At 67.7% G+C, this 22,867-nt stretch carries 21 protein-coding genes and 1 tRNA gene; 9 read left to right on the plus strand and 13 right to left on the minus strand.

Annotated elements, in window-relative coordinates:
- Positions 1-31: 31 nt before the first annotated feature.
- From ACSQ4M_RS04775 to ACSQ4M_RS04790, 4 genes are all read right to left on the minus strand, one after another.
- Positions 32-874: a phosphoadenosine phosphosulfate reductase domain-containing protein gene (locus ACSQ4M_RS04775; protein ID WP_436188458.1), complete on the minus strand. Its 843-nt coding sequence runs from the start codon at positions 872-874 to the stop codon at positions 32-34.
- The gene (locus ACSQ4M_RS04780) at positions 867-4,202 is read right to left on the minus strand and encodes an ATP-binding protein (RefSeq protein WP_436188459.1); all 3,336 of its coding nucleotides are present in this window, start codon (positions 4,200-4,202) and stop codon (positions 867-869) included. Before ACSQ4M_RS04780 ends, ACSQ4M_RS04775 begins: the two co-directional genes overlap by 8 nt.
- On the minus strand, positions 4,195-5,118 hold the full coding sequence (locus ACSQ4M_RS04785; RefSeq protein ID WP_436188460.1) for a DUF4007 family protein: 924 nt from the start codon (positions 5,116-5,118) through the stop codon (positions 4,195-4,197). The genes ACSQ4M_RS04780 and ACSQ4M_RS04785 overlap by 8 nt, the downstream gene beginning before the upstream one ends.
- A gap of 445 nt (positions 5,119-5,563) precedes the next feature.
- Positions 5,564-5,639, minus strand: a tRNA-Ala gene (locus ACSQ4M_RS04790).
- A 62-nt stretch (positions 5,640-5,701) separates the two neighbouring features.
- Here ACSQ4M_RS04790 and ACSQ4M_RS04795 point away from each other — a divergent pair.
- Positions 5,702-5,923, plus strand: a complete 222-nt coding sequence (locus ACSQ4M_RS04795) for a SlyX family protein (protein WP_436188461.1) — start codon at positions 5,702-5,704, stop codon at positions 5,921-5,923.
- Here the strand turns inward: ACSQ4M_RS04795 and ACSQ4M_RS04800 are convergent.
- Entirely contained in the window at positions 5,917-6,855 is a 939-nt protein-coding gene (locus ACSQ4M_RS04800) for a LysR family transcriptional regulator (protein ID WP_436188462.1), read from the minus strand. The two genes, ACSQ4M_RS04795 and ACSQ4M_RS04800, sit on opposite strands and share 7 nt — an antisense overlap.
- Positions 6,856-6,946: 91 nt before the next feature.
- Here ACSQ4M_RS04800 and ACSQ4M_RS04805 point away from each other — a divergent pair, with 91 nt between their 5' ends.
- Positions 6,947-8,296 (plus strand): aspartate aminotransferase family protein, encoded by a 1,350-nt coding sequence (locus tag ACSQ4M_RS04805; protein WP_436188463.1) that lies wholly within the window; start codon positions 6,947-6,949, stop codon positions 8,294-8,296.
- Positions 8,297-8,345: 49 nt separating this feature from the next.
- Here the strand turns inward: ACSQ4M_RS04805 and metW are convergent, their stop codons facing one another.
- From metW to ACSQ4M_RS04825, 4 genes are all read right to left on the minus strand, one after another.
- Complete coding sequence (gene metW / locus ACSQ4M_RS04810; RefSeq protein WP_056665125.1) at positions 8,346-8,930, minus strand: methionine biosynthesis protein MetW; 585 nt, start codon at positions 8,928-8,930, stop codon at positions 8,346-8,348.
- The gene (metX, locus tag ACSQ4M_RS04815; protein ID WP_436188464.1) at positions 8,927-10,060 is read right to left on the minus strand and encodes a homoserine O-succinyltransferase MetX; all 1,134 of its coding nucleotides are present in this window, start codon (positions 10,058-10,060) and stop codon (positions 8,927-8,929) included. The genes metW and metX overlap by 4 nt, the downstream gene beginning before the upstream one ends.
- 184 nt (positions 10,061-10,244) lie before the next feature.
- Positions 10,245-11,072: an SDR family oxidoreductase gene (locus ACSQ4M_RS04820; RefSeq protein WP_436193965.1), complete on the minus strand. Its 828-nt coding sequence runs from the start codon at positions 11,070-11,072 to the stop codon at positions 10,245-10,247.
- Between the two features lie 34 nt (positions 11,073-11,106).
- Positions 11,107-11,856 (minus strand): GntR family transcriptional regulator, encoded by a 750-nt coding sequence (locus ACSQ4M_RS04825; RefSeq protein ID WP_436188465.1) that lies wholly within the window; start codon positions 11,854-11,856, stop codon positions 11,107-11,109.
- Positions 11,857-12,136: 280 nt separating this feature from the next.
- Here ACSQ4M_RS04825 and ACSQ4M_RS04830 point away from each other — a divergent pair, with 280 nt between their 5' ends.
- The 6 genes from ACSQ4M_RS04830 (at position 12,137) to ACSQ4M_RS04855 (ending at position 18,380) form a co-directional block, all read left to right on the plus strand.
- On the plus strand, positions 12,137-13,294 hold the full coding sequence (locus ACSQ4M_RS04830; protein WP_436188466.1) for a pyridoxal phosphate-dependent aminotransferase: 1,158 nt from the start codon (positions 12,137-12,139) through the stop codon (positions 13,292-13,294).
- A 197-nt stretch (positions 13,295-13,491) separates the two neighbouring features.
- Positions 13,492-14,373, plus strand: coding sequence for an alpha/beta fold hydrolase (locus ACSQ4M_RS04835; RefSeq protein ID WP_436188467.1), 882 nt, complete (start codon positions 13,492-13,494; stop codon positions 14,371-14,373).
- A complete protein-coding gene (locus tag ACSQ4M_RS04840) occupies positions 14,373-15,614 on the plus strand; it encodes a M20 family metallo-hydrolase (RefSeq protein ID WP_436188468.1) in 1,242 nt (413 codons plus the stop codon). Before ACSQ4M_RS04835 ends, ACSQ4M_RS04840 begins: the two co-directional genes overlap by 1 nt.
- Positions 15,607-16,386 (plus strand): class II aldolase/adducin family protein, encoded by a 780-nt coding sequence (locus ACSQ4M_RS04845; protein ID WP_436188469.1) that lies wholly within the window; start codon positions 15,607-15,609, stop codon positions 16,384-16,386. The genes ACSQ4M_RS04840 and ACSQ4M_RS04845 overlap by 8 nt, the downstream gene beginning before the upstream one ends.
- Positions 16,387-16,434: 48 nt before the next feature.
- Positions 16,435-17,448, plus strand: coding sequence for an ABC transporter substrate-binding protein (locus tag ACSQ4M_RS04850; RefSeq protein ID WP_436188470.1), 1,014 nt, complete (start codon positions 16,435-16,437; stop codon positions 17,446-17,448).
- A complete protein-coding gene (locus tag ACSQ4M_RS04855; RefSeq protein WP_436188471.1) occupies positions 17,448-18,380 on the plus strand; it encodes a cupin domain-containing protein in 933 nt (310 codons plus the stop codon). Before ACSQ4M_RS04850 ends, ACSQ4M_RS04855 begins: the two co-directional genes overlap by 1 nt.
- Before the next feature lie 40 nt (positions 18,381-18,420).
- On the opposite strand, the gene ACSQ4M_RS04860 is transcribed toward ACSQ4M_RS04855, so the two are convergent.
- Genes ACSQ4M_RS04860 through ACSQ4M_RS04875 form a run of 4 tightly spaced genes read right to left on the minus strand, consistent with a single transcriptional unit; the run spans position 18,421 to position 22,127 of the window.
- Positions 18,421-19,722: an LLM class flavin-dependent oxidoreductase gene (locus ACSQ4M_RS04860; protein ID WP_436188472.1), complete on the minus strand. Its 1,302-nt coding sequence runs from the start codon at positions 19,720-19,722 to the stop codon at positions 18,421-18,423.
- On the minus strand, positions 19,719-20,459 hold the full coding sequence (locus ACSQ4M_RS04865) for an ABC transporter permease (RefSeq protein WP_436188473.1): 741 nt from the start codon (positions 20,457-20,459) through the stop codon (positions 19,719-19,721). The genes ACSQ4M_RS04860 and ACSQ4M_RS04865 overlap by 4 nt, the downstream gene beginning before the upstream one ends.
- Before the next feature lie 5 nt (positions 20,460-20,464).
- The gene (locus ACSQ4M_RS04870) at positions 20,465-21,295 is read right to left on the minus strand and encodes an ABC transporter permease (protein ID WP_436188474.1); all 831 of its coding nucleotides are present in this window, start codon (positions 21,293-21,295) and stop codon (positions 20,465-20,467) included.
- A gap of 7 nt (positions 21,296-21,302) precedes the next feature.
- Positions 21,303-22,127, minus strand: coding sequence for an ABC transporter ATP-binding protein (locus ACSQ4M_RS04875; protein WP_436188475.1), 825 nt, complete (start codon positions 22,125-22,127; stop codon positions 21,303-21,305).
- 154 nt (positions 22,128-22,281) lie between these two features.
- On the opposite strand from ACSQ4M_RS04875, the gene ACSQ4M_RS04880 reads away from it, so the two are divergent.
- Positions 22,282-22,815, plus strand: coding sequence for a flavin reductase (locus ACSQ4M_RS04880; RefSeq protein ID WP_436188476.1), 534 nt, complete (start codon positions 22,282-22,284; stop codon positions 22,813-22,815).
- The last annotated feature ends 52 nt before the right edge of the window (positions 22,816-22,867 follow it).

Here is a 22,867-nt window from a genome sequence, read left to right on the forward strand (position 1 = left end):
TATATTCAAGTGCTTTCCGCCCTATTTCGTTTTATTTGTGGCAAATGGCGCACGAACCATTGCCCTCATCGACCCCGTAAATGTCGTCGATATCATCCGGGCAAGATTTTACGGGCCGTAGCGGATTGATGGGGATGCTTTTGAGCATGCGGGCTCGGCGGATGCCGTATTCAGCTTGGATCTCCGCGATGCGTTCGGGCTGCTCTATGTCCGAGAGCGATTCACCCTTGGACCAGGTAAAGGGCGAGCCATGATCCAATGCGTCCTTCTCGAGCGCCTTTGCGGCCTCGTAGGCCTCCGGGTGCTTTTCCCGCAGGCGCACCCACTCGATTTTTTGCTGGAAGAAGCAGAAGGTGCAGCCGCTGCGCGAACGCCACTCATAGTATTTGGGGTAGCCGACGCCAGAGTTCTCCAAGATGTCGATGACGCCGGCCTTGTCGATACCGGCCTCGCGGAACGGCAGCTTCACAAAGAGGTTCTCGGCCTTTGCCGCGTAGCCCTCGCGATAGTCCTCATCGGCGCGGATGGCCACATAGGATGTGACCTTGTCGCCAGCCGCCAGCATCGGCCTGACCCACTCCTCAAACGGGGCGAGCTTCAACTTCCGAGTGCACCAACGCGAATTGGGGTTGGGCAGGAAGTGGTTGTATTGGCGCAGCCAAAATTTGAAGTCTCGGTTGGGGTTCAACCGAAGGATCGGCTTGTGCAGCTTCCCTTCGAGCTTGGCCAAGAACTCGTAGACCTCGGGGAGCTCTTCGCCGGTGTCAGTGTAGAAGTAGTCAATGTCGAGCTCAGGGTGCTTGGCGGCCATGTAGACGGCCAGCGCCGCGCTGTCCTTTCCGCCCGAGATCCCCAGAACATGCCGCTCAGCCATTGGCCTCCTCCTTGTCGATGGACGCCAGCTTCATCCCGGCCTTGGCCAGGATCGCTAGCAATATGTCGGTTCCCAAGCCTTGGCCCTCGAGCATCAAGGCCACCTCGTCGGCCTTGGCCTCCACGGTCTTGCGATGCCGATCCGAAATCGCGAACGAGCGCGAGATCGTCTTGGTGTCCGCGCCCGCGCCGATGACGACTGCGATGGCTTCGCTGTGCGCCTTGCGGCCCTGCACGGCTGCGAACGCCTCCGATTCGCGGAAGCGCCGGGCAAACTTCGCCAGCTCCAACACGGCCGCATCGATATGCCGGTCCACCCAGTCGCGAGGAGGCCTCTCGGCCGCCAGGGCTAGGATGCCTTCAAGGGAGGAGCGCGATCCGTCGTAGTTGGCCAGGCGCGTGGCGAAGCCATCCATCTGGAAATCACCCGAGATGCCGGAGACCGACTTCGCCCGCTCGCGCAGGGCTTCGAGGTCGTCGCGGCTCGCGTCGAGGGCGGACAGCATCTTGGCTTCGACTTCCGAGAGCATCTTGCCGTAGGCGCCGGCGAGCTCCTGCAGCGGCGCGCGCAGCGCCTTCACGTAGGCCTTACCGTCGGCCGCACCCAAAAGGGACGCCAGGTCGACGAACAACACCTTGTGCGGGTCGCTGGCCTTCAAGAGCATGTCGCGCATGTCCTTGGCTGTCTGGCCTAGCCGGGAGGTTCGGCGGCCCCATTCGGGCAGGTTGAAGACCATTGCCACCAGGCCGCGGGCGGCCTCTAGCGGGTCGGCCGCGCCGGCGTTCTCGCCGATCTCGGCCAGCAGCTTCGAAATGCCTTCGAGGATCCGGTTCTTGTCCTCGTCGATGGCCACCCAACGCAGCGAGAAGCGGTCGGGGTCTTGCAGGCACTCGTCGACATCGAAGTCGGTGAGCCTGGGCACGAACATCCCGTCCTTGTAGACGGCGATGTTCGCCTTGTGGGCGAGCAAAAAGGCCGTGAGGATCACGGGCTGGATGCCCTGCTTCATGCCGAAGGGCGGCGCGCTCCACAGCGCGTAGATCTCGTGCGCGCCCACGCGAGCGTCAGCGTCCGAGAAAAGGGCTCGGGTGGCCTCCCACAACGGCGCGAATCCTTCGGCGAAGCCGTCGCCGGGGGGAATGCATCGCCATGCGCCGGAGGTGTCCTGGCGATGCAGCTCCGTGCGTTTGAGCAGCGTGTCGTAGAGGCCGCGCTCGGCCGGGTAGCCTTCGAAACCCAATGCCTCTTGGCCTTCGGCGTTGATCATCGCGTGCAACAGGTCGCCCCTCGCCCTCACGCTGTTGCTCGACACGCTGTCGCGGTTGACCAGCTCGCTCCACACCGGGGGCGAGTGGGCGAAGAGTTCTTCCGCAAGCTCCGAGGCGACAGGCGATAGCTTGGTGCCAGGCTCCACGACTTCATCGGATCCGTCGTGCCACTTCGCCAGCGACACGGCGGCTTGCAGTTGGTCTTCCAAGTCGGCGCGGGTGGCCGCTAGGCGGGCGTAGACCTCGCGGCGGGCGACGGCGTCGCCCGAGAGCTCGTGGCGATCCTTGACTTGCTCCAAGGCCACCAACTCTGCCGAGAGCTCGGCAATGCGGGCGTGGTTTTCAGGGATGCCGATCATCACCGGCCAAGGACGCAGCTTCGCGCATGCCTGCGCGCGCTTCCTCGCGTCTCTGGGCTTCGTGCCTTTGCTCGGTAGCGCGAGGATGAAGGTGCCGAACTCGCCCTTCTTGGGGCGGTAGTCGGCGGTGATCTTCTCGGCCTGCTCGATGCTGCACAGCGAGAGCTCCATCCAGCGCATAGCGCCGGTCTCGTGGTAGTGCCGCTTGGCCACCACTGGGTGCAGGCCCATAAGCTGCGCGAGCCGGGCGTAGTCGATGCCGGGGGAGGCGGCCAGGGCTTGGGCGATGGCCGCGTCGATGTCGAAATCGCTGCCCTCGAACACCGACCAAGCGCCGGTGTAGCTCTTGAAGAGGGCAACTTTGAGCTCGGTGAGCTTTCGGAGGGCGAGGTCGAGCTCCGCGGCCGGCCGCGGGTAAAAGAGCGAGGCGATCACCGCCGAATCGGCCGCCAGGCCCGATCCGTTGCGGAAGAGGTCGATGATCGCGATGTTCTTGATCATCGAAACAAGCAAGGCGTCGCCCGTCTTGGCTTCGGCCCGCTCCACCGCTTCCACGGCTTGCGACCAGCGGTGGCCGTCGGGCGAGGCCAGGATCGCCGGCTCCAAGTTCGAGCGCAGGTAGTCCCAGTAATCGCTCGGGCGATACCAACTCGCTTCGTCCTTGCGCGTTGAGTTCAGGTACGAGCGGAAGCCATGCGGTTCGACCGACGACAGAAAGCCGAAGGTGCTGCGCTCGTTCTGGCCGAACTGCCGTTTGGAGATTGGGCCGAGCAGCGCGGCCATGGCCGGATGCAGCGGCCAGCAGGCCTCCAAGGCCTTGGCGAAGTTCTTGCCCACGGCAGGGCGGCGCGAACGGATCGCCTCCGCGATGGCGACGGAGGCCTCGGCCATCCATTCGGGGCGCATCTTGGCTTCGATCGCGCGGCCTATGAGCTCAACCACCTCGTCGCTCGCGGCCACGAACGGCAGGTCGACATAGCGGCCTTGGACCTTGGCCCAATCGTCTCGGGTGTCGATGCCAAGCCGGGCCGAGTACTGCGCGAAAGACTGATGGAGCACCCCCACGACCACCAAGCGGCCTTCGGAGCGCGCGGCGGCCTCGGCCAGCTCTTGGAAGAAGTAGACATCGTCCCCGGATCCCAGCGCGGAGGCTTCAAGGAATTTGCCCATCTCGTCGATGATGACCAGAGTGCCGTCATGCGGGCGGCTCTTGGCCTCTTCGAGAAGCTCCGCGATCAGCGATTGGGCAGTGGGCTTGCTGCGGCCATCGACGTTGCGCCCCTGCGCGCGGCGCAGCGACGCATGGAGCTCGGAGACCACGCTTCCGCGCCGACCCACGGCCGGCACAAGTAGCCATCCCTTGCGCACCGGGAAGGCCTTGTCGAAGGTGGGCTTGGAGTCCAGGCGCAGCGCCTCGCGGGCCTTGATCCGCAGGTTCTTATCCGAGTGCAGCGCGCTCGCCAAGGCCACGGCCAGAGAGCTCTTGCCGCCGCCGAAGGGGCCGGTCCAGGTGAAGCAGCGTTGATTGGTGCCGGAAAGCTGCTTGCACATTCCATCGACCACGGAGGCCGCCGTCGCATGACAGATGTATCCGGAGAGGGCGTCAGCGCGGCCGATGTCGGCGTCGACGCGAATGGATCGTTGGTACTGGCGCGAAATCTGGACGATGTCTGAGAGGGCCTGTTGCTTCTTTTCAGTCATAGGCGCGCCTGACCATGTTCTTGATGTCTTCCCCGGACAGCTGCTTGCGGTGGACTTGGCGAAGGCCGGCAGAGTCGGTCCATTCGAGTTTGCGTCCGGTGAAATCGGAGATGGCGATGAGCCGTTGGGCGATCGATTCCTCGTCGAGTTTGAAGACTCTGCCCGGCGATCCTTCGGCATAGGCGATGGTCTCGAAGGCCAGCGAACTTTGGCCTTCGGCCGTTCGGTCCCAGAAGTCGACGAGGGCGTATGCGAAGACGCCGTCATGCAGCGAGGCCTTAGGACCTCGCCGAAAAGCGTACTGGCCCTTGTGGACCTCCTGCAGCAGGCCCAACTCGCCGAGCAGCGGCTCGGCGAAGTCTTCGGGCGAACCACCGGCAGCGCGTGGAGCGTAGCTACGCAGGCAGGTTTCCAAGTCGCGCGAGATCGTTGTCGCGGAAAGTCGATGCTTCGGATCAAGCTCTCGGGCGTGGCGGGCCAAGGGCTCTTCGAGTTCTTGGCGGGTGAAGTTCGGCGCCGTTACGTGGTTGAACAACCATTGCCACGTGGTCGAGCGAAAGCAGCGTCCCGCAAGCTGCCAATGCGCAAGCCATGCGGTTGACGGATTCTCAGCATAGGGGTCAAGGCCGCCGTCTTGGAGGATCTCGGTCGCGAGGCTTGCAATGCGAAAGCCATCATCTACTTCATGCATGACTCCGCATGCCAATGCCCAATGTCGGATCGACGCGACCATGTTCTTGCCAACGCCGAATTCGGCGATCGCGTTCTCATCCGCGAAGGTCGACTTAGAGATGAGCCCTCCCTCTTCGGCCTGATCGAAAGCCTTCTTCAGCCACATCTGACGAAGCGGGAACGTTTCATGGCCGGAAAAATGGGCGGCCTTACCTCTACCGACCTTGGATGCGGACGTCTTCATCACGATGTCTGAGTTGGATGCGGTCTCCGAACTGGTGAAGTCCACCAGTTCGCAGGACTAGCTGTGCGAATATACAGAACTTCTGATGGCATTGGCGCAGCTGTGATGGCTTTCCTCCACAGGGGCGACGAAAGGCTCCGCCGGGGCGACGACGAACCGGCACGTCTGTGCAGGTCAGGCATGGGGAATGACGCGTGCCGCGACTGAATTTCGGCAGCGCTCTGCGTGACAGCGCCACTAAACGCGACCTATGGACGGCCTTGCGTGAGGCCGAGCCAACTTGAACGGCTCCGAACGGAGCGTTTAACTTAAGAATTGCACCTGCAAAATAAACTTAAAACTTGCATGAGGTGCAAGTCTTTGGTTTAAGTCACACTTGCCATCTGTGTGTCCCGCAGCTGTCCCGCCGGAGGCGAGATGGGGTTCCACAGGGCACTCGATCCGGTGGTGGAGAGGATGAGGATCGAACTCACGACCTCCGCATTGCGAACGCGGCGCTCTCCCAACTGAGCTACCCCCCCACGGCGGCAGGATTCTAGTACCGACGCGTGACAACGTGCAGCCATGGTGTCCAATCCCCGCCATGGATGCCCAAGACCCTCTCGAACGGCGGCTCGACGCGTTGGAACTCAAGGCCTGCGAGGCCGAAGACCTGTTGGACGAGCTGAACCTGACCGTGTACCGCCAGCAGCAGCAGATCGACGCCCTGGTCCGCCAGCTGGAGGCACTGCGGGCGCTGCAAACCGACCCCGGCGCCTCAGGGGCGCCGCGCAACCTGCGCGACGAGCTGCCGCCCCACTATTGAGATGGAGCGCCGGCGTGGGCGGCGTTCAGGCAGTCCTGGAACAGCAGCGCCGCACGCGAAGGCTGGGGTGAGCGCCGCAGCAGGCTCACGAACTGGCAGGCGTAGGAAAAGCGCTCGGGCGCCACGGCCTGCATCAGGCCCTTGGCCACGAAGCCGGCCGCGTAGTGGTCGGGCAGGAACCCGAGGAAGCAGCCCGACAGCACCAGCGTGGCGATGGCCTCCTGGTCGTAGCCGCTGGCGCGGCGCACGAGGCGCTCCTGGTGGCTCAGCTCCATGTTGGGCGAGTGGTAACCCAGGCCGGCGAACGGGTACTGGCGCAGCCGCGCCCAGCTGAGACTGGTGTGCGCCGCGCCGAACAGCGCGTGCGCGCGGCCGCAGTACAGCAGCATGGTCTCGCCGAAGAGCTCGGTGTAGCGCAGGCTGCGCGAGGCCCGGTGCGCAGGGATGATGCCGAGCGCGAAGCGGCCGTCGATCACGCCGCGCTCGATCTCGTTGATGGAGGCCACGTGCAGGCTGGGCTGCACCTCGGGCGCCTGGGCGCGGAACAGCGCAATGGCCTCGGCGATGCGCGCCTGCGGGTTGGTGGCGGTCTTGTCGAACACGGCCAGCTCCAGCGCGCCGCCCATGCGGCCGTGGATGTCGTCGATGCCGCTGCGGAACACGTCGACCGAGGCCAGCAGGCGCTGGGTTTCGTCGTAGACGCGCTGGCCTTCCTCGGTCAGCGCGAAGCCGGCCCGGCCGCGCCGGCACAGCACCAGGCCGAGCCGCGTCTCCAGGTCCTTGACGTGGCGGCTGATGGTCGAGGTGCCGATGTTGAGCTCCAGCTCGGCCGCCGTCATGCCGCCGCACTGCACCACGCTGCGAAACACCTTGAGCAGGCGCAGGTCCATGTCGTCCAGCTGCCCCAGCACGGCGCGGTTCTTTACTTGCATGGATCGTCAACTGAAGTTTGATACATCAACATTGTCCAAGAGATGGTGCTGCCGAACAATGCACGCTTTTCCAACCCATCCCGGAGCCGCCATGACCGTGCTGTCCGCGCCGCAGACCCAATCCTCCCCAACCGACGCCGCCTGGCTGGACGCGCACTGGATGCCGTTCACCGGCAACCGCAACTTCAAGGCCGACCCGCGCATGGTCGTGGGCGCCAAGGGCGCCTACTTCACCGACGCCGATGGCCGCAGGATCTTCGACGGCCTGTCGGGCCTGTGGTGCACGGGGCTGGGCCATGGGCGGGCCGAGATCACCGAGGCCGTGTCGCGCCAGATCGCCACGCTGGACTACGCACCGGCGTTCCAGTTCGGCCACCCGGGCTCGTTCGCGCTGGCCAACAAGATCAAGGAACTGACGCCGGCCGGGCTGGACTACGTGTTCTTCGCGGGCTCGGGCTCGGAAGCGGCCGACACCTCGCTCAAGATGGCGCGTGCCTACTGGCGCACCAGGGGCCAGGCCGGCAAGACGCGCCTGATCGGCCGCGAGAAGGGCTACCACGGCGTCAACTTCGGCGGCATCTCGGTCGGCGGCATGGTCGGCAACCGCAAGGCCTTCGGCCAGACCATCGAGGCCGACCACCTGCCGCACACGCAGCTGGCCGCCAACGCGTTCACGCGCGGCATCCCGGAAACAGGCGCCGAGCTGGCCGACCGGCTGCTGGACATCATCGCGCTGCACGACGCCTCCACCATCGCGGCCGTGATCGTCGAGCCGTTCTCGGGCTCGGCCGGCGTGGTGGTGCCGCCCAAGGGCTACCTGCAGCGCCTGCGCGACATCTGCACGGCCCACAACATCCTGCTGGTCTTCGACGAGGTCATCACCGGTTTCGGCCGCTGCGGCGCGATGACGGGTGCCGAGTTCTTCGGCGTGACGCCGGACATCATGAACATCGCCAAGCAGGTGACCAACGGCACGCAGCCGCTGGGCGCCGTGGTGGCCAGCAAGGAGATCTACGACACCTTCATGGCGGCCGGCGGCCCCGAGTACATGGTCGAGTTCCCGCACGGCTACACCTACTCGGCCCACCCGGTGGCCTGCGCTGCCGGCCTGGCCGCGCTGGAGCTGCTGCAGGCCGAGGACGGCGTGGGCCGCGTGAAGGCGCTGGCACCGCATTTCGAGCAGGCCGTGCACAGCTTGAAGGGCGCCAAGCACGTGCTGGACATCCGCAACATCGGCCTGGCCGCAGGCCTGACGATCGCGCCGGTGCCGGGCGAGCCAGCCAAGCGGCCCTACGAGATCGCCATGGCGATGTGGAAGAAGGGCTTCTACGTGCGCTACGGCGGCGACACGATCCAGCTGGCCCCGCCCTTCATCAGCGAGAAGGCCGAGATCGACCGGCTGGTGAACGCGCTGTCGGACGCGCTGGGCGAAGTGGCCTGAGCGGCACGCACAACAGCGGGAAGGGCCTTCGGGCCCTTTTTCTTTGGGCTCAACCGCGCTCGAAGTGGAACAGCGCGGTGGACGCGCGCGCGTTCGGGAACGCGCGGATCTCCAGCCCGGCCTGCAGGCCGAACGCGTCCAGGATCCTGAGGCCGTTCTTGCGCGCCAGCACCCCGAAGTCCTTGAAGGTGCCGACACGGATGTTGGGCGTGTCATACCACTGGTAGGGAAGGCGGCGCGTAACGGGCATGCGCCCGCGCAGCACCGACAGCCGGTTCGGCCAGTGGGCGAAGTTCGGGAAGGCCACGATGCCGCGCCGGCCCACGCGCGCGGTCTCGCGCAGCATGGTCTCGGCGTTGCGCAGGTGCTGCAGCGTGTCGATCTGCAGCACCACGTCGAAGCTGGCGTCGTCGAACATCGCCAGGCCTTCTTCGAGGTTGAGCTGGATCACGTCGACGCCGCGCTGTACGCAGGCGAGCACATTGGCGTCGGCGATCTCGATGCCGTAGCCCGTGCAGCCGCGCGTGGCCCGCAGGTGCGCCAGCAGCGCGCCGTCGCCGCAGCCCAGGTCGAGCACGCGCGCGCCCTGCGGCACGAGCCGTGCGATGGTCTCCATGGTCGACTGGTCGCTCATGCCGCGGCTCCTTCGCTGGCGATGCGCGCGAAGTAGGCGCGCACCACGTTGAGGTAGCGCGCATCGTCGAGCAGGAAGGCGTCGTGCCCATGGGGCGCATCGATCTCCGCGTAGCTGACGGCGCGCTTGTTGTCGAGCAGGGCCTGCACGATCTCGCGGCTGCGCGCAGGCGCGAAGCGCCAGTCGGTCGTGAAGCTCACGAGCAGGAACTTGGCCTGGGTCTGCGCCAGCGCCTGCTGCAGGCTGCCGCCATGGACACGCGCGGGGTCGAAATAGTCGAGCGCGCGCGTGATCAGCAGGTAGGTGTTGGCGTCGAAGTACTCGCTGAACTTGTCGCCCTGGTAGCGCAGGTAGCTCTCGATCTGGAACTCGACCTCCTGCGTGCTGTACTTGAGGTCGATGCCCTCCCGCAACTGGCGCCCGAACTTCTCGTTCATGACGTCGTCGCTGAGGTAGGTGATGTGGCCGATCATGCGCGCGATGCGCAGCCCGCGCTTGGGCACCACGCCCTGCGCATAGAAGTGGCCGCCGTGGAAGTCGGGATCGGTCACGATGGCGCGGCGCGCCACCTCGTTGAAGGCGATGTTCTCGGCGTTGAGGTTGGGCGCGCTGGCCACCACCACGGCATGGCGCACGCGCTCGGGGTAGCGCAGGCTCCAGCACAGGGCCTGCATGCCGCCCAGGCTGCCGCCCATCACGGCGGCCAGCTGGCGGATGCCCAGCGCGTCCAGCAGCCGGGCCTGGGCGTCGACCCAGTCCTCCACGGTGACGACCGGGAAGTCGGCACCGTAGACGCGGCCGGTGTCGGGGTTCACGTGCATGGGGCCGGTGGAGCCGAAGCACGAACCCAGGTTGTTCACGCCGATCACGAAGAAGCGGTCGGTATCGACCGGCTTGCCGGGGCCGATCATGTTGTCCCACCAGCCTTCGGACTTGGGCTGGCCTTCGTAGACGCCAGCGACATGGTGCGAGGCGTTCAGCGCGTGGCAGATCAGCACGGCGTTGCTCTTGTCGGCGTTGAGCTGGCCGTAGGTCTCGTAGCTGAGCGCGTAGTCGCGGATGGCCGCGCCGCTCTGCAGCGGCAGCGGCTGGCTGAACGGCATGGATTGGGGATGCGCGATGAGTGGCATGGACGCAAATACAAAAAACCCGGCTCGCTGAACAACGAAGCCGGGTTTGGGGGCGTCCGTGTTTAGCTGCATTTCGGAACTCGAAGGTTCCGGCGCCCGCAATCTGGAACAAATCGGCGCAGGGCGGCCAGTATAGGCCAAGCCGGCGCGGCCTCCCCAGGCCACCCCCCGGCACGCGCAACGGCTACTTTTGCTGCGCCGCCGCCAACTCCATGGCCTTCTTGCTGGTCTTGATGATGGAGCCGCGTGCCGCGATGCCGCCGTCGATGGTCACGATGGTGCCGGTGATGTAGGCCGCGTGCCTGGAGGCCAGGAACAGCATCAGCTCGGCCACTTCCTGGGCCTCGGCCGGGCGACCGCCCGGGTACTGCAGGAACAGCTCTTCCCAGCGGCCCTCGTCGCCCAGGTTGTCCAGCGCGCGGCGCTTCATGAGCTTGACCATGCGGTCGGTGGCCACCGGGCCGGGGTTCACGCCGACGACGCGGATGCCGTCGTCCAGGCTCACGCCACCCAGTGCCTTGGTGAAGGCCATCACGGCGGCGTTGCCGGTGGAGCCGGCGATGTAGTTGGCATCCCAGTTCTCGCCCGAGTTGCCGATGTCGTTGACGATCACGCCATGGCCCTGGCGCTTCATGCGTGCATAGACCAGTTGCGTGAGTTCCATGTAGCCCAGCACCTTGAGCGCGAAGCCGCGGCGCACCACCTCGAAGTCCAGCGACTCGATCGGGCCCGAGGGAATGTCGCCGGCGTTGTTGACGAGGATGTCGACATCGCCCACGGCTTCGTCCAGCGCGCGCATGGCGCCTGGAGCGGCCAGGTCCATCGGATGGATGGTCACGTGCACGTCGTGTGCGGCCACGATGGCGTCGCGCGCGGTGGCCAGGGCCTCGCCGTCGCGCGCGGCCAGGTGCAGGTGGCAGCCAGCGGCGGCGAAGCTGTGCGCGGCGGCCAGCCCGATGCCCTTGGAGGCGCCCGTGATGAGTGCGGTCTGTCCGCTGAGGTCGAGAGTGATCATGAGATGAGAGAGAACGAAAGGAACAGGGGGCTCACAGGCCGGGGAGGTGCGTGGAAATCGCCGCAATCAGGTCGACCATGTCGTCCTGCAGCAGCGTCACGTGGTCGACGGCCGCGGCAAACGCGGCCTCGGGATCGTTGCGGTCGAGCGCGTCCAGGATGGCCTGGTGCTCGCCGATGGTGGCCGCCATGCGGCCTGGCTGGAAGGTCACATGCCGGCGGTACACGCCCACGCGCTTGCGCAGGCGATGCGTCTGCTCGGACAGGTAGCTGGTGTTGGAGGCGTCGTACAGCGCTTCGTGGAATTCGCGGTTGACCTCGTAGAAGCTCTCGTGGTCGCCGATCGCCAACAGCTCCGTCAGCCGCTTGTGGATGGCGACCAGGTTGGCGCGCTGGGCCGGCGTGGCGCGGCGCGCCGCGTACTTGGCGCACAGGCCTTCGCTGACGGCCATCATCTGGAACATCTCGATCAGCACGGGCACCGAGATCGTCGCCACGCAGACGCCCTGGTGGCCGCGCATGTCGACGAGGCCGTTGCCGGCCAGCGACTTCAATGCCTCGCGCAGCGGCGTGCGCGAGACCTGGAAGCGCTCGACGAGTTCGGCCTCGTCCAGCCGCGTGCCGGGCTTGAGCGCGCCGCTGACGATCAGGCCCTCCAGCGTTTCCTGCAGTTCGTCGGCCAGCGTGACGGACTTGTCCCGGGCGCGCTCGCGCGGCGTGGATGCCGGCGCCTTGCGCGCCTTGCCGCGGCTTTTCTTGTCGTTGGTGTCTACGGTCGTCATGTGTTCTTGGACGGGGGTGGACGGTGGCGGTGGCACCCGCGTCACCGCGGTGGCCATCGACATATACGGTTCCGCAAAAGCAGTATCCATGCCACGGGAACTGCGCCGCCCTCGCGGCACTGCACCGCCTCTCGTGGCGCGCTCTTGGTGCGCCCCTTATCAAAAATACAAAAACTCCGTTTTTGGATGCACCGAATGCCTGCGTCGTGCACCCAAACAGGGTGTGCGAGCGAAAACAGGCCGCAAATGCATTGGCATGGCATCTGCTTTGCAGTCGCCGATGACCGCCAACACCACCACCACTCCGCGCCCGTTCGAACTGCGCAACGCGTACTTCGACCGGCTCTGCAACACCCCCGGCCTGATGTGGCTGGGCCAGAACACCAACCACTTCGACCCGCATCCCTCGGTGCTCGAGGCCGCCGTCGCCGCGCTGCAGGACGGCAGCTACCACGCCTACGCGCCGCCCTGCGGCTTCGAGGAACTGCGCCGGCTCATCGCCCTGGACGTCGGCGTGCCCGGTATGTCGGCCTTCGTGACCGACGGCGCCGTGGAAGGCCTCTACAACGTGTGCAGCAACATCTGCGCACCCGACACCGACTTCGTCACCACCGACCCGAGCTGGGCCTGGCCCATGCACTTCGCGCGCAAGGCCGGCGCACGCGTCGTGGAGCTGCCGATCTACGACGCCGCGCAGGGCTACAAGCTCACGCCCGAGCAGTTGCGCGCGGCCGTGACGGACAAGACCCGCGTGATCTACCTGGTGGACCCCAACAACCCGCTGGGCACCTGCCACACGGCGGCCGAGATCGAGGCCTTCTGCGACATCGCAAAGGCCGTCGGCGCGTACTTCATCCACGACGCCACGTATTCGCAGTTCGCCGACGGCTTCAGCCCCGCGCTGCGCTACTACCCCGAGAAGGCGATCCTGACCTACAGCTTCTCCAAGTGGCTGGGCCTGGCCGGCATGCGCCTGGGCGCGGTGGTCGCCAACCCGGACATCATCGAGCTGCTGGCCACGGCCCCGCCGAACAACCTGGGCAGCAACGTGGTGTCGCAGCGCGCCGCCATCGCCGGCCTCAAGAGCAAGGCCGAGTGGTTCCCCGGCGTGCTGGCCCGGCTGCGCGCCAACCAGAAGGCCGTGTACGAGGCGGTGCAGCGCATCCCGGGCCTGCACATCCCGGTGTATCCGTCCAACGCCAACCTGCTCGTGATCGAGACCGTGGACGCCGGCATCCGCCCCGAGGCGCTGGTCGAGGCCTACCAGCAGGAGGGCGTGATGATCCGCCAGGGCACGTACCACACCAAGCGCTTCGGCGACCGCTTCGTCAAGGTCAGCCTGAGCGTGCCCGAAGCCTGGGCCGCGCGCTTCTGCGAACTGCTGCCGGCCATGGTCGAGAAGGCCCGCAGCATGCCCGTCTCGTCCGCCCTGTTCTGAATGAATCCACCCCGTTTGGATGTCTCACTGCGTGTAGACATCCCATCCCCCTCCAGGGGCGCCGCCTGCGGCCGGGCAGAGCCCGTTCCGCGGCGTCCGCTGGCATGGCCGTCTCCGCGGCCATTTGAACCTTTGCCTGCGACCCGGCTTTGTGTCCTGCGGCTGGTGCGCGGCACGACGAATCGTTGGAGAAAAAGATGCCCATAATCACCACCCGCGACGGCACGCGCCTGCATGTCGAAGAAGCCAGCTCCGGCACGCCCATCGTGTTCGTGCACGAGTTCGGCGGCGACCACCGCAGCTGGGAGCCGCAGATGCGCCACTTCACGCGGCGCTACCGCTGCATCACCTACGGCGCGCGCGGCTACCCGCCGTCGGACGTGCCGACGGACGTGGAGCGCTACTCGCAAGCGATCGCCACAGACGACATCGCCGACGTGATGAGCGCGCTGGGCATCGAGAAGGCGCACATCGTGGGCCTGTCCATGGGCGGCTTCGCCACGCTGCACTTCGGCCTGCGCTATCCGCAGCGCGCGCTGTCGCTGGTCGTGGCAGGCGCCGGCTACGGCGCCGAGAAGCCGCTGGAGGAGTACTTCCGCAACGTCTCGCTGGAGGTGGCGCGCAAGTTCGAGGAACTGGGCGCGGTGGAGTTCTCCAAGATCTATTCGACGGCGGCCTCGCGCATCGTGTTCCAGGTGAAGGACCCGCGCGGCTGGCAGGAGTTCGCGACCCAGCTGTCCGAGCACTCGGCCGTGGGCTCGGCCCGCACCATGCAGGGCGTGCAGGCGCGCCGGCCCTCGATCTACGACCTGGAGGCCGAACTCAAGCAGATGCAGGTGCCCACGCTGGTGATCGTCGGCGACGAGGACGACCACTGCCTGCAGCCCGGCCTGTTCCTGAAGCGCACCGTGCCCGCCAGCGGCCTCCTGGTGCTGCCCAAGACCGGCCACACGCTGAACATCGACGAGCCCGCGCTGTTCAACCAGTTCGTGGCCGACTTCCTCGCCACGGTGGAGCAGAACAAGTGGCTGCCGCGCGACCCCAGGTCGGTTCCCGCCGAGATCATGAAGACCGCGTGATGGCTGCACCTTCCTCCTTCGTCAGCGAGCAGCGGCTGTGGAACAGCCTGCAGGCCATGGCGCGCTTCGGCGCCACGGCCGCCGGCGGTGTGAACCGCCAGGCCCTGTCCCCCGAAGACAGCGCAGCCCAGGCCGAGCTGGTGCGCTGGGGCCAGGCCATCGGCATGCTGGCCAGCCGCGATGCGGCCGGCAACCTGTTCCTGCGCCTGCCCGGCAGCAACCCCGGCGCCGCACCCGTGCTGAGCGGCTCGCACCTGGACAGCCAGCCCACGGGCGGCAAATTCGACGGCGTTTACGGTGTGCTGGCGGCCTTCGAGGCCGCGCGCGCCATCCGTGCGACCGGCGTGGCGCCGCGCCGGTCCATCGACGTGGTGGCCTGGATGAACGAGGAGGGCTCGCGCTTCGCGCCCGGCATGATGGGCTCGGCCGTGTTCGCGGGCGACCGCCCGCTCGACGCCATCCTGGCCGCGCAGGACACGCAGGGCGTGCGCGTGGGCGAGGCCCTGGCCGTGCAGCAGGAACGCCTGGCCCATGTACCGCTGCGCGCGCTGGGCGGCACCGTGCACGCCTTCGTGGAGGCCCACATCGAGCAGGGCCCGGTGCTCGAGCGCGAGGGCTACCCCGTAGGCATCGTGAGCGGCATCCAGGGCAAGCACACCTTCCGCGTGGAGGTGGTCGGCGAGGCCGGGCATGCCGGCACCTCGCAGCGCAGCGAGCGCAAGGATGCGCTGCTGGCCGCCACCGCCATGGTGCAGTCGCTGGCCGCGTCATTCCACGATGCCGAGGACATCACCAAGTTCACGATCGGCCGCTTCGAGGTGCTGCCCAACGCGCCATCGGTGGTGGCTGCCAAGGTGGTGTTCTCGATCGACCTGCGCCACCCCGACACGGCCCGGCTGCGCGCCATGAGCGCGCAGGTGGAGCACCTGTGTGCGGCCGCGCGCGGGCCCTGCGAAGTACACGTGCAGCGCCTGTCGGCCGCCGATTCGCTGGAGTTTCCGCAGGCGCTGCGCCAGCGCGCACGCGCGGTGGCCGACCGGCTCGCCACGCGCTGGCGCGACCTGCCCTCGGCCGCGGGCCACGACGCGCGCTACCTGCACGCGGTCACGCCCACGGCCATGCTGTTCGTGCCCTGCCATCTGGGCATCACCCACAACGAGGCCGAGTCGGCCACGCCCTCGGACCTGGCCGCCGGCACGCGCGTGCTGGCCGACCTCTTGCTTGAACTCGCCAATGACTAAGCCCGCGCACATCAGCGACGCCGAGTGGCAGGCCCGTGTCGACCTCGCCGCCTGCTACCGCCTGGTCGCCCGGCTCGGCCTGGACGACATGATCTACAACCACATCTCGATGCGCGTGCCGGGCAGGCCAGGGGAATTCCTGCTGAACCCCTACGGCCTGCTGTTCGAGGAGATCACGGCCTCCAGCCTGGTGCGCATCGACCTGCAGGGCCGCAAGCTGGAGGACACGCCCTACGAGGTCAACGCCGCGGCCTTCGTGATCCACGGCGCCATCCACGAGAGCCGGCACGACGCGCTGTGCGTGCTGCACACGCACTCGGACGCGAGCCTGGCGGTGTCGGCCCAGCCCGAGGGCCTGCTGCCGCTGTCGCAGTTCGCGATGCGCTTCTACCAGCGCCAGGCCTTCCACGGCTACGAGGGCGTGGCCATCGACCTGGACGAGCAGACGCGCCTGGTGCGCGACTTCGGCCAACACCCGGTCATGCTGCTGCGCAACCACGGCGTGCTGACCGTCGGCCGCACGGTGGGCGAGGCCTTCATGCTGCTGTACTACTTCGAGCGCGCCGCACGCATCCAGCTGCAGATGCAGGCCGCGGTGGCCGGCGGCGCCGGCCCCATCGTCGTGCCACCGCATGCCGTGTGCGAGCACGCCGCGCGCCAGTTCTGGGAGCAGCACGGCGACATCCTGATCGCCGGCGAGCGCGAGTGGCCCGGCCTCCTGCGCAAGCTGCGGCGCGACACGCCGCCCGGCACGCCGGCCCACGACGACTGAGTTCCCCACACCCCTTTCCATCTCCTTCGTTTCTCTGAGAGGTTCCCCATGAAGACGCGTCATTTCCTCAGCACCGTGGCCGCCGCCGTCGCGCTGGCAGCCCTCGCACCCATCGCCCAGGCCCAGACCAAGGAGCCCGTGAAGGCCAGCCTGCGCCTGAAGTGGCTCACGCAGACCCAGTTCGCCGGCTTCTACTACGCCCAGGCCAAGGGGTACTACAAGGACGAGGGCATCGACCTCACGATCAACCCGGGCGGCCCCAACCTGCTGACCGAGAACCTGGTGGCCACGGGCGCCGACACCTTCGGCCTGTCCGGCGGCTCGGACAGCGTGATGGCCGGCGTGGACAAGGGCCTGCCCATCGTCTCCATCGGCGTGGCGCACCAGATCACGCCGTTCGTGTTCGTGACCAAGGCCGACAGCCCCATCAAGACGCTCAAGGACTTCGAAGGCAGGAAGGTCACGACCTGGTTCACGGGCGCCAATTACGTGCTGTTCGGCATGCTGGGCCAGGCCGGCATCGACCGCACCAAGGTCGACATCCAGCCGCAGCAGGTCAGCATGACGCCCTTCGTCAACGGCGACGTCGACGTGGCCACGGCCACGGTCTACAACGAGATGTGGGTCGTGAAGGACAAGCTCGGCGACAAGATCCGCACCTTCCGCGCGGAGGACAGCGGCATCACCTTCCCGCGCGACACGCTGATCGTTTCCAAGGACACGGCGCAGAAGCACCCCGACCTGGTCAAGGGCTTCCTGCGCGCCTCGATCAAGGGCTGGCGCGAGGCCGCGGCCAACCCCAAGGAGGCGGTGGACATCGTCATGAAGGTCGCGCCCACGCTGAACCGCGCGCAGCAGGAGTCCATGCTGACCGAGGCCTACAAGCTCATGACGGCCGGCAAGGCCAAGACCGAGGGCCTGTTCACGATCGATCCGACGGCGCTCAAGAGCGCGCACGACTTCCTGCTGGCCAACAAGGTGCTGACCAAGCCGGTGGACGTGGCAGTCGCCTTTGACGACAGCTTCCTGAAGTCGCTGACGGCCGAGCAGCGCAAGCCCTGATGTCTGCCGCCATGCGCATGGCGGCCATGGGGCCGCAACGCCACGCCGCGCCGGCCGATGCGGCGCAGGCGCGCGCACGTTTCTTCAACTCGGCCAACGCCTTCAACATCCAGCTGCCGCCCGTGCCCTCGCACAGCTTCACGGCCGAGGCACAGCGCGCTATGGACCGGCAGGCACCCACCGGCTGGCAGCCCTGCGACCAGTCGCAGGCGCTGGGCGGCGGTACGCCCGCGACCACGCCGCTGATGCTGGCGCGCTACGCGCACATCGCGCCGGGCGAGACGCTGGCCTCGCACTTCGTGGCCACGGGCGCGATCTGGTACGTGATCGCGGGCAGCGGGCGCACGCAGGAAGGCGATGCCGCGCTGCTGGCCTGGTCGGCCGGCGATGTGTTCCAGGTGCCCGGCACGCGCGACCTGCACCACACCGCCGGCGCCGAGGGCGCGACGCTGTGGGTCGTGACCGACGAGCCGCTGCTGGCCGCCGGTGGCTTCGCGGCGCCCGCGACCGACGAGGGCGTGGTGCACTACCCGGCGGCCGAGATCCAGCGCCAACTCGCGCTGGTCTATGCCGCCGAACCCGAAGCCGAGACCTCGGGCCGTGCGCTGATCTTCTCGTCCGAGCTGCTGGAAAGCACGCACAACATCCACCGCACGATGACGCTGTCGCTGAACACGCTGCCGCCAGGCGACAGCCAGGCCGCGCACCGGCACAACTCGGCGGCGATCACGCTGATCGTGGACGGGGAGGACTGCCACTCCATGGTGGACGGCGAACGCATCGCCTGGGACCGCTGGGCCACGATGGTCACGCCGCCCGGCGCACCGCATTCGCACCACAACGGCGGCGCCACGCGGCGGGCCCTGTTCCTCATCGTGCAGGACGGCCAGTTCTACTACCGCGCGCGGACCATGGGCTTCGCGCCGGTCTGACCCCACGCGACCGCGGTGCGGCGGTCGCTCTCCCTTCGGTTCAGGCCGTCTGCAAGGCTGGGCGGCGCAGGCCCAGCAGCTCGCGCAGCGTGTCGCCCTCGTATGAGCGGCGGAACAAGCCGCGCTCCTGCAGCACCGGCACCACCAGGTCGACGAAGTCGTCGAAGCCTTCGTGGAAGTAGGGCGGCATCACGTTGAAGCCGTCGGCCGCGCCGCCCTCGAACCACTGCTGCAAGGTGTCGGCGATGGTCTCGGGCGATCCGCACAGCACCCAGTGGCCGCGCGCGGCCGCCGTCAGGCTGTACAGGTCGCGCAGGCTCATCTGCTCGCGCCGCGCCTTGGACAGCAGCACGCGCGTGAACGCGTGGTAGGTGTCGGGCAGGGCGAGTTCGGGCACCGGGCCGTCCAGGTCGTAGGTGGAGAAGTCGTGGCCGAAGCGCTCGGACAGCACGGCCAGCGCGCTGCCGCTGCCGATGTGCTCCTGCAGCGCGTTGAGCTTGTCGCGCGCCTCGCGGTCGGTGCGGCCCACCACCGGCATCACGCCGGGAAGCACCGTCACCTCGCTGGCCGTGCGGCCGAAGCGCGGCAAACGGTCCTTGAGCGATGCGTAGGCGGCGCGCGCCTCGTCGAAGTCCTGCACCACGGAGAACACCACGTCGGCCGTGCGCGCGGCCAGGTCCAGGCCCGGCGCGGACCCGCCGGCCTGCAGCACCACCGGGCGGCCCTGCGGCGTGCGGCCGATGTTGAGCGGTCCCTGCACCTTGAAGAAGGTGCCGTCGTGGTTCAGCGCGCGCAGCTTGGCCGGGTCGATGTACAGGCCGCTGGCGCGGTCGGCCACGAGCGCGTCGTCGTCCCAGCCGTCCCACAGGCCCTTGACCACGTCGACGAACTCGCCGGCCATCTCGTAGCGGCGCGCATGGTCGGGGTGGACCTTGCCGAAGTTGGCGGCGGTGCCCGCATGCGAGGTCGTGACGGCGTTCCAGGCCGCGCGGCCGCCGCTGATGTGGTCCAGCGAGGCGAACATGCGCGCCACGGTGTACGGGTCGCTGTAGGTGGTGGAGACGGTCGCGCCCAGGCCGATGTGGCGCGTGGACATGGCCAGCGCCGACAGCATGGTCAGCGGCTCCAGCCGCAGCGTGTACGAGGGATGGGCCTTGGGGTCGGCGTACAGGTTGTCGCCCATGAAGATCAGGTCGAAGCAGCCGCGTTCCGCGGTCTGCCCGATCTTCTGGATGGCGGCGAAGTCCTGGAAGCTGTCGACCGCGCCGGGCATGCGCCAGCCGGCGGTATGGCTGCCCGTTCCCAGCAGGAACAGGCCGAGATGCATCTGTCGTCGGGTCATTTCCAGAAAACCGTCCTGCGTTCGATGAAGCTCACGATGCCGAAGAAGAGCAGGCTGGCGGCCGAGGCCACGAACACTGCGGCCCAGACCTGTACGAAGTCCACCTGCACCACGGCTTGGTAGATCAACAGGCCCAGGCCGGCCTGCGCGCCCAGCATCTCGGTGACCACGGCGATCAGCACGCTGCGCGCGGTGGCCACGCGCAGGCCGGCGAACATGAGCGGCAGCGCGGTGGGCAGGCGAAGCCGCCACAGGATGGCCAGGCGGCTGGCGCCGAAGCTGCGCATGAGGTCCACGCTGCGGCGGTCCACGCGGTCCAGGCCCGACAGCGTGGACAGGAACAGCGTGAATGCAATGGCCAGCGCCACCATGACGTATTTGGACGACATGCCCATGCCGAACCACAGCAGCACCAGCGGCGACCAGGCGATCACGGGCACGGAGTTGAAGGCCGTGGCGGCCGGCAGCACGAAGCCGCGCACGCGCGGCGCCATGGTGACCCAGATGGCGCCGCCGATCCCGATCAGCGCGCCCAGCGCATAGCCGACGAGGGCCTCGGTGACCGTGACGCCGGCCGCGCGCGTCAGCACGGCGCGCATGTCCCAGATCGAGCCGAAGATCTGGCTGATGGCGGGCAGCGTGTACGCCGGCAGCTGGAAGCCGCGCGCCACGCCTTCCCACAGCGCGACCAGCAGCACCGCGCCCAGGATGCCGCGCTGCGCGGCCAGGGGGACCATCGGCTTCATTGCTCGGCCCCCCAGAACACCAGGCGGCGTTCGATGAAGGCCACCACGCCGTAAAACAAGGTGCCCAGCAGCGCACAGCACAGCAGCGCGGCCCACAGGCCCACGGCGTTCTCGTTGAACATGGCCTGCAGCAGCAGAACCCCGAGGCCCGTGGTGTCGCCGAACCATTCGCCGACGATGGCGCCGACCAGGCTCAGCGAGGCGCCCAGGCGCAGCGCCACGAAGATCTGCGGCAGGGCCGTGGGGAACTGCAGTTGGCGCATGAGCTGGCCGCGCGTGGCGCCGAAGCTACGCATCAGATCCACCTGGCGCGGATCGACCGAGCGCAGGCCGACCAGGGTGTTGACCGTGACCGGGAAGAAGGTCACGTAGAACGCGATGATGGCCTTGGCCAGCATGGTGTTGCCGAACCACAGCACGACCAGCGCGCCGAAGGCGATCACCGGGATCGTCTGCGACACGATGAACAGCGGGAACACCATGTCGCGCAGCACCGGCATGCGGTAGAACAGGATGCCGATGCCGATGCCGAACACGGCGCCCGCGCCGAAGCCCATCAGCGCCTCGGTCAGCGTGCGCACGAAGCCGCTCCAGTACGCGTCGGGCGTGGCGGCGATGGCCTGCAGCACCAGGCTCAGGCGCGGCAGGTAGTGGGCCTGGATGGACAGCAGCACGACAGCCGCTTCCCAGACGATGCCGACCGCGAGCAGGGCCAGCGCCACGCGCAGCACGCTGCGCAGGGCGCCGTTGGCGGCGGGGCGCGGCGGCGCGCCGGCAGCGCGTGCGACCGGCATGCCCGCCGGGGCGGAGAGGGGGGGACTGGACATCGCGGGCTCAGGCGTGGGCGGGACGTGCTGCGGTCGCCTGGAAGGACTTCATGCTTTCCTCCTCGATGGCGTCGAGCAGGATGCGCTTTTGGCGGATGAATGCGGGGTCGGTCAGCAGCTCGGGCTTGCGCGGCCGCGGCAGGTCGACCTGGAGCTCGAGCTTGATGCGGCCGGGCCGCGCCGTCATGGCCAGCACGCGGTCGCCCAGGAACAGCGCCTCGTCCACGTCGTGCGTGATGAACAGGATGGTGCGCTTGTGCTTTTGCCACACGTCCAGCAGCCAGCGCTGCATCATGGTGCGCGTGAGCGCATCCAGCGCGCCGAAAGGCTCGTCCAGCAGCATCAGGTCGCGCTTGAACATGAAGGTGCGCATCAGCGCCACGCGCTGGCGCATGCCGCCCGAGAGCTGGTGCGGGTACTGGTTCTCGAAGCCGGCCAGGCCGAACTCGGGCAGCATGCGCAGTGCCAGCGCACGTGCCTCGGCACGTGGCATGCCTTCGATCTCGATGGCCAGGATGGCGTTGTCGATCACAGTGCGCCAGGGCAGCAGCAGGTCGCGCTGCGGCATGAAGGAGACGCGGCCCAGCAACTCGTGCGCATGCACCGAGCGGTCCTCGAAGCGCAGCACGCCGCCGCTGTCGGGCTCGTCCAGGCCGGCCACCATGTTGAACAGCGTGCTCTTGCCGCAGCCGCTGGGGCCGACCACGGTGACCAGCTCACCGGGCGCGATCGCCACGTCCAGGCCCGCCACGGCCTGCACGGGACCGAAGGTCTTGTGGATGTTGCGCATTTCGAGCAGGGGGCCCGAGGGGGTGGAGGTCGGCCCGCTCATCGCGCTGCTCCGAAGGTTTGACGTGGCTTCATGCTGCGGAGAAAAGCAACAGGCATGCCACGTGGACACCGAAATCCTATTTCTCGAACACGAGCACTTCAAATGGGTATGCAAATTGCTGGAATCTGGATATTTGCCAAGCCGAACCATGCGCATGACCTCTGAAACCACCCTGCCGGCCTCGACCGGCCCGGCACCCGTCGACGCCCAGGACTTCCGCGATGGCATGGCCCGTCTGGGTGGCGCCGTGCACCTGGTCACCAGCGATGGCCCCCGGGGCTGGGCCGGCTTTGCGGCCTCGGCCGTGTGCAGCGTGACCGACGATCCACCGACGCTGCTGGTCTGCCTGCGGCGCGATTCATCGGCCCATGCCGCCGTCACCGGCAACGGCGTGCTGTGCGTGAACACGCTGGAGACCGACCACCAGGCCTTGTCGACGCTGTTCGGCGGCAAGACGCCGATGGACACGCGCCGTGCCGCGGCCGACTGGTCGCGCCTGGCCACGGGTGCGCCGGTGCTGGCGGATGCGCGCGTGGCCTTCGATTGCCGCATCGCGCGCAGCGTGGGCATGGGCACACACGACGTGCTGTTCTGCGAGGTGCTGGCCGTCGCCCACGGCGCCGCGGCGCACGGCGGCCTCTACTACACGGAGCGCCAGTACCGACGGCTGGCGCCGCTGCCCGCGTAGCGCCGAATCGGGGCACCGGCGCACACGCACAGGGCATGGTGCCCCGGTGTGG

This window comes from Pseudorhodoferax sp. LjRoot39, assembly GCF_964253035.1.
Lineage (GTDB): Bacteria > Pseudomonadota > Gammaproteobacteria > Burkholderiales > Burkholderiaceae_C > Pseudorhodoferax.

Bases quoted from the DNA above. Each gene is read 5' to 3' on its own strand.
- ACSQ4M_RS04775 (WP_436188458.1), bottom strand. From the start codon at position 874: ATGGCTGAGCGGCATGTTCTGGGGATCTCGGGCGGAAAGGACAGCGCG.
- ACSQ4M_RS04780 (WP_436188459.1), bottom strand. From the start codon at position 4,202: ATGACTGAAAAGAAGCAACAGGCCCTCTCAGACATCGTCCAGATTTCG.
- ACSQ4M_RS04785 (WP_436188460.1), bottom strand. From the start codon at position 5,118: ATGAAGACGTCCGCATCCAAGGTCGGTAGAGGTAAGGCCGCCCATTTT.
- ACSQ4M_RS04795 (WP_436188461.1), top strand. From the start codon at position 5,702: ATGGATGCCCAAGACCCTCTCGAACGGCGGCTCGACGCGTTGGAACTC.
- ACSQ4M_RS04800 (WP_436188462.1), bottom strand. From the start codon at position 6,855: ATGCAAGTAAAGAACCGCGCCGTGCTGGGGCAGCTGGACGACATGGAC.
- ACSQ4M_RS04805 (WP_436188463.1), top strand. From the start codon at position 6,947: ATGACCGTGCTGTCCGCGCCGCAGACCCAATCCTCCCCAACCGACGCC.
- metW (WP_056665125.1), bottom strand. From the start codon at position 8,930: ATGAGCGACCAGTCGACCATGGAGACCATCGCACGGCTCGTGCCGCAG.
- metX (WP_436188464.1), bottom strand. From the start codon at position 10,060: ATGCCACTCATCGCGCATCCCCAATCCATGCCGTTCAGCCAGCCGCTG.
- ACSQ4M_RS04825 (WP_436188465.1), bottom strand. From the start codon at position 11,856: ATGACGACCGTAGACACCAACGACAAGAAAAGCCGCGGCAAGGCGCGC.
- ACSQ4M_RS04830 (WP_436188466.1), top strand. From the start codon at position 12,137: ATGACCGCCAACACCACCACCACTCCGCGCCCGTTCGAACTGCGCAAC.
- ACSQ4M_RS04835 (WP_436188467.1), top strand. From the start codon at position 13,492: ATGCCCATAATCACCACCCGCGACGGCACGCGCCTGCATGTCGAAGAA.
- ACSQ4M_RS04840 (WP_436188468.1), top strand. From the start codon at position 14,373: ATGGCTGCACCTTCCTCCTTCGTCAGCGAGCAGCGGCTGTGGAACAGC.
- ACSQ4M_RS04845 (WP_436188469.1), top strand. From the start codon at position 15,607: ATGACTAAGCCCGCGCACATCAGCGACGCCGAGTGGCAGGCCCGTGTC.
- ACSQ4M_RS04850 (WP_436188470.1), top strand. From the start codon at position 16,435: ATGAAGACGCGTCATTTCCTCAGCACCGTGGCCGCCGCCGTCGCGCTG.
- ACSQ4M_RS04855 (WP_436188471.1), top strand. From the start codon at position 17,448: ATGTCTGCCGCCATGCGCATGGCGGCCATGGGGCCGCAACGCCACGCC.
- ACSQ4M_RS04860 (WP_436188472.1), bottom strand. From the start codon at position 19,722: ATGACCCGACGACAGATGCATCTCGGCCTGTTCCTGCTGGGAACGGGC.
- ACSQ4M_RS04865 (WP_436188473.1), bottom strand. From the start codon at position 20,459: ATGGTCCCCCTGGCCGCGCAGCGCGGCATCCTGGGCGCGGTGCTGCTG.
- ACSQ4M_RS04870 (WP_436188474.1), bottom strand. From the start codon at position 21,295: ATGTCCAGTCCCCCCCTCTCCGCCCCGGCGGGCATGCCGGTCGCACGC.
- ACSQ4M_RS04875 (WP_436188475.1), bottom strand. From the start codon at position 22,127: ATGAGCGGGCCGACCTCCACCCCCTCGGGCCCCCTGCTCGAAATGCGC.
- ACSQ4M_RS04880 (WP_436188476.1), top strand. From the start codon at position 22,282: ATGACCTCTGAAACCACCCTGCCGGCCTCGACCGGCCCGGCACCCGTC.